Raw genomic sequence first — 4,686 nt, forward strand, 5'->3', positions numbered from 1 at the left:
GGCATGCAAGAGGTCCGCGGTTCGATCCCGCGTACCTCCACCAGCATTGCGAAAGAAAATTTCCGGGTCCCCATCGTCTAGAGGCCCAGGACACTACCCTTTCACGGTAGGTACCGGGGTTCGAATCCCCGTGGGGACGCCAAGTCAGGCGAGCTGACTGCTGCTGCCGGGAGGACACCGACTGTGCTGTGGTCATTCGCGTCAAGTAGAAGACCTTCTTCCTGTTGATCCCCGCCCCCAGGTGACTCCTTTCCCGCGCGTCGTTCCGACGCTTCCGTGGGCGGTCAACATTCTTGCTAAAGCCTGGCATTTCCAGTAAGTTGCGCGGACACACCGAGGTGCCAAGAACCTGTACGGGTCGTGTGGCGCAGCGAAGCGGACGGATCTGGTAGAACATTCCGCCAATCAATTACACAATAGGCGATCATAGTCATGATCCTGACACCACTATTGTGTTCTCGGAACGAACTACTGGTTCCGCCATTTGTGTTGCCACAGTTGCTTCGCTAAGCCTTTGTCTGCCCTGCCGTATGTTTCAGAGCGCTTTTGCCATACTCCTTCGCAAGGAAACACCATGAACGCTAACGAAAAATTTATTGCCGCCGACGCGCATGTGGACGAGGCCGCGATCAAGCCGCTGCCCAACTCCCGAAAGATATATGTGGTCGGCAGCCGGCCGGACATTCGCGTACCGATGCGCGAGATTGCTCAGTCGGATACCGACACGGCTTTCGGAGGCGAGCAAAACCCGCCAATTTATGTCTATGATTGTTCCGGCCCCTATTCCGATCCGCGGGCCAGCATCGACGTTCGCCAGGGGCTGCCGGCACTGCGTGCGCAGTGGATTGCAGAAAGGGGTGATAGCGAGCCGCTTTCCGGTTTGAGTTCCGTTTTCGGTCGTCTTCGTGCAGCCGATAGTGCCCTTGAAGAATTGCGCTTTCCGGGTCTGCAGCGTAGGCCCCTGCGCGCCAGGCCAGGGGCCAACGTGAGTCAAATGCACTATGCACGGCGCGGTATCATCACCCCGGAGATGGAATATGTCGCGATCAGGGAAAACAACAACCGTCGCACCTACATCGAGCAGCTCAAGGCTTCGGGCCCGCAAGGGCAGCGTCTTTCCGAAATTCTCTGCCGTCAACACCCCGGCAACAGCTATGGCGCCAGCATCCCGAACGAAATCAGCCCGGAATTCGTGCGCTCTGAAGTTGCGCGGGGCAGGGCAATCATACCGTGCAATATCAACCATCCGGAAAGCGAGCCGATGATCATTGGCCGCAACTTTCTTACCAAGATCAATGCCAACATCGGCAACTCGGCACTTGGTTCGAGCATTCAGGAAGAAGTTGAAAAAATGACCTGGGCCATCCGTTGGGGTGGTGACACCGTGATGGACCTGTCGACCGGGAAGAATATCCATGAAACACGTGAGTGGATCATTCGCAATAGTCCGGTACCGATCGGAACCGTGCCGATTTACCAGGCTCTCGAAAAGGTCAATGGCAAAGCCGAAGACCTGAACTGGGAGATTTTCCGCGATACTCTGGTCGAACAGGCGGAGCAGGGGGTCGACTATTTCACGATCCATGCCGGCGTGCTCTTGCGTTATGTGCCCCTGACCGCCGGACGCCTGACCGGCATCGTTTCGCGAGGGGGATCGATCATGGCCAAGTGGTGTCTTGCCCATCACCGGGAAAGCTTTCTCTACACCCACTTCGAGGAAATCTGCGAGATCATGAAGGCCTATGATGTGGCCTTCAGCCTCGGTGATGGGTTGCGTCCGGGGTCAATCTACGATGCCAACGACGAGGCCCAACTCAGTGAGTTGAAGACTCTCGGGGAGCTTACAGATATCGCCTGGAAGCACGATGTGCAGGTGATGATCGAGGGGCCGGGCCATGTGCCGATGCACATGATCAAGGAGAACATGGACTTGCAGCTTTCCTTCTGCAGGGAGGCTCCATTTTATACCTTGGGACCGCTGACCACCGACATCGCACCCGGTTATGATCATATCACCAGTGGAATCGGTGCGGCGATGATCGGTTGGTTCGGCACAGCAATGCTCTGCTACGTGACGCCCAAGGAACACCTGGGTCTCCCCGACAAGAACGATGTCAAGACCGGGATCATCACCTACAAGCTCGCAGCCCATGCCGCCGATCTTGCCAAGGGTCATCCGGGTGCGCAGATCCGTGACAACGCCTTATCCAAGGCGCGCTTCGAATTCCGTTGGGAAGATCAATTCAACCTGGGACTAGACCCTGACAAGGCGCGTGAGTTTCATGATGAAACCTTGCCCAAGGACTCGGCGAAAGTCGCGCATTTCTGCTCGATGTGTGGCCCACATTTTTGCTCCATGAAGATTACTCAGGAAGTGCGGGAGTTTGCCATCGAGCAGGGGGTGAGCGAAACCGAGGCGCTGGCGAAGGGAATGGCAGGCAAAGCCATCGAATTTGTCAAAGCCGGCGCTGAGGTATACCGAAAGATCTGAACCGCCAGCAACAACTCTGGCGAAACATTGAGGGAACAAAGATCAGGGGGCCGGCAGCGCGGCCGATGACAAGCGGGCTGGCACTCCTCGCTTGGCGGCTTCAAAAGTCTTTGGCAGCCTCCCAAAGGACGAAGCCATCCTCTTTGCGTGTCCACTCAAGCAGTTCGATCATCGGGTAGGCGCGTTGGCCAAGCCCGATCGGTGAGGCGTCTTGCTCGTCACTGCCATCTTCGTTGTCAGCCTCGCCATGGGTAGTGGAATGAGTTTTGTGTTCAGCGGTGGCGGCACGTAGGCGCTCGATCGCTTCGGGGAGTTGCTCAGTGGTGATGACGCCGCGAGCGCTGCAGTCTTTACCGACCAGCTCGAGCAATTGACGAGCAACCTGGGCAAACATCATGATCTGGCCGGAGGTGCTTGATGTAAACTTGACCAACATGAAGGGAATCTCCGTGGAATTGATCGATGGCAACGATATCTATTGTTGCAGTTCACGGATTAGACAACAATAGCCAGAGGCGGATAATTGGTCTGGGAATGGAACTTCAACGCTTGCTCAGATCGCAGGGCTTTGGCAGCCGGGCGGAGTGCCGCGTGCTGGTCGTTGAGGGTCGCGTCAACGTCGCCGGGAAGACCTGCGTAGATCCCTTCGCGCACTTCGAGCCGGCTGGGCTGAGCTTTGCCGTTGATGGTGTCCTGTGGAACTATCGCGAGTTTGTCTACCTGGCGATGAGCAAGCCAGCGGGTTATGAATGCTCGCGTCGACCACAATATTATCCCAGCGTCTATTCGCTGCTACCACAGCCGCTGGCGACCCGTGGAGTCCAGACCGTTGGTCGCCTTGATCAGGACAGCACGGGCCTGCTGCTGCTGTCTGACGATGGTCAATTCATCCATACCTTTACCTCGCCACGGAAGAGGATTCCTAAAGTGTATGAGGTCACGACGAGGTATAAGGTTGAGGATGCACAGGTGATGGCGCTACTCCATGGGGTCGAATTACATGACGATGCCCAACCGGTCGAAGCCGTGGCGTGCATTCGGCTGGACGAAAAGCGATTGCGTTTGACCGTTACCGAGGGGAAATACCATCTGGTGAAGCGGATGATTGCCGCTGCCGGCAATCGTGTGGAGGCCTTGCATCGCATTGCGGTGGGTGGTTTTTCGTTACCACTGTCATTGCCAGTAGGCCACTGGATGTGGCTTGAGTCGCCAGAGCTGGAACTTCTGGCGCAACGTGGATGAGGCGATGGCGGGTACTCTTGCTACCGGCGTTGATCCAGTTCATGAGTGAACTGAACCCGGGTTCATTGCGATGACATTGACCGAACTGCGTTATATCGTTGCGCTTGCTCGTGAGAGGCACTTCGGGCACGCAGCCGAGAAGTGCCACGTCAGCCAGCCAACACTTTCGGTCGCGCTGAAAAAGGTCGAGCAGCGGCATGGCGTCATTCTGTTCGAGCGATCATCCGCTGATGTCCGGCTGACCATGATCGGCGAACAGATCGCGAAGCAGGCTGAGCGGGTACTCGAGGAAGCAGGAAGGATCAGGGAGATCGTTGCGCAGGGAAAGGATCCCTTGTCTGGGCCATTGCGCCTTGGTGTCATCTATACTATTGCGCCCTACCTTCTGCCGCGTCTGATTCCGTCCCTGCATTCCCGAGCACCGCGGATGCCGCTCTATCTACACGAGAACTTTACCGTCAACCTGGCGGCGCAGTTGCGTCGGGGTGATCTCGATGTGATTGTCGTAGCCTTGCCATTTGAGGAGCCGGGAATCGTCTCCAGAGTGGTGTATGAGGAGCCATTTTGTGTTGTGATGCCGACCGGGCATCCTTTAACCATGGAGTCCCTGATCGATCCGGAACAGGTGGCTGCGGAAAATCTGCTGCTCCTGGGCATTGGCAACTGTTTTCGGGATCAGGTCGTACAGGCTTGCCCACAGCTTTCGGCACCGGGCGGAACCGAGGGTGCGCTTGAAGGAAGTTCTCTTGAAACGGTTCGTTACATGGTTGCGAGCGGCGCGGGTATATCGATCGTACCGGCATCGGCTGCAGCATCGTGGCCGCAGCAAGATCCGTTGCTGTTGTTTCGTCATTTCATTGAGCCTGCCCCTGTGCGTCGGGTAGTCATCGCCTGGCGAGCGACTTTCCCCAGGCCGCAGGCAATCGACGTGTTACGGGCAGCCATCCTGGACG

4 protein-coding genes and 1 tRNA gene are annotated in these 4,686 nt (G+C 57.0%); 4 read left to right on the forward strand and 1 reads right to left on the reverse strand.

Going from position 1 to position 4,686, the window contains the following annotated elements; all coding sequences use genetic code 11:
- The first annotated feature begins 66 nt into the window (after positions 1-66).
- Positions 67-142: transfer RNA gene (locus CAPSK01_RS01440), tRNA-Glu, on the forward strand.
- Positions 143-574: 432 nt separating this feature from the next.
- The gene (gene thiC / locus CAPSK01_RS01445; protein ID WP_034921363.1) at positions 575-2,491 is read left to right on the forward strand and encodes a phosphomethylpyrimidine synthase ThiC; all 1,917 of its coding nucleotides are present in this window, start codon (positions 575-577) and stop codon (positions 2,489-2,491) included.
- A gap of 100 nt (positions 2,492-2,591) precedes the next feature.
- Here the strand turns inward: thiC and CAPSK01_RS01450 are convergent, their stop codons facing one another.
- Positions 2,592-2,927 (reverse strand): DUF1840 domain-containing protein, encoded by a 336-nt coding sequence (locus CAPSK01_RS01450; protein ID WP_034921366.1) that lies wholly within the window; start codon positions 2,925-2,927, stop codon positions 2,592-2,594.
- Between the two features lie 98 nt (positions 2,928-3,025).
- On the opposite strand from CAPSK01_RS01450, the gene CAPSK01_RS01455 reads away from it, so the two are divergent.
- Positions 3,026-3,733 (forward strand): 16S rRNA pseudouridine(516) synthase, encoded by a 708-nt coding sequence (locus tag CAPSK01_RS01455; protein WP_034921367.1) that lies wholly within the window; start codon positions 3,026-3,028, stop codon positions 3,731-3,733.
- Positions 3,734-3,803: 70 nt separating this feature from the next.
- A partial coding sequence (locus CAPSK01_RS01460) for a LysR substrate-binding domain-containing protein (protein ID WP_273702857.1) occupies positions 3,804-4,686 on the forward strand: 883 nt, incomplete at its 3' end.

The organism is Candidatus Accumulibacter vicinus (assembly GCF_000584955.1).
Taxonomy (GTDB): domain Bacteria; phylum Pseudomonadota; class Gammaproteobacteria; order Burkholderiales; family Rhodocyclaceae; genus Accumulibacter; species Accumulibacter vicinus.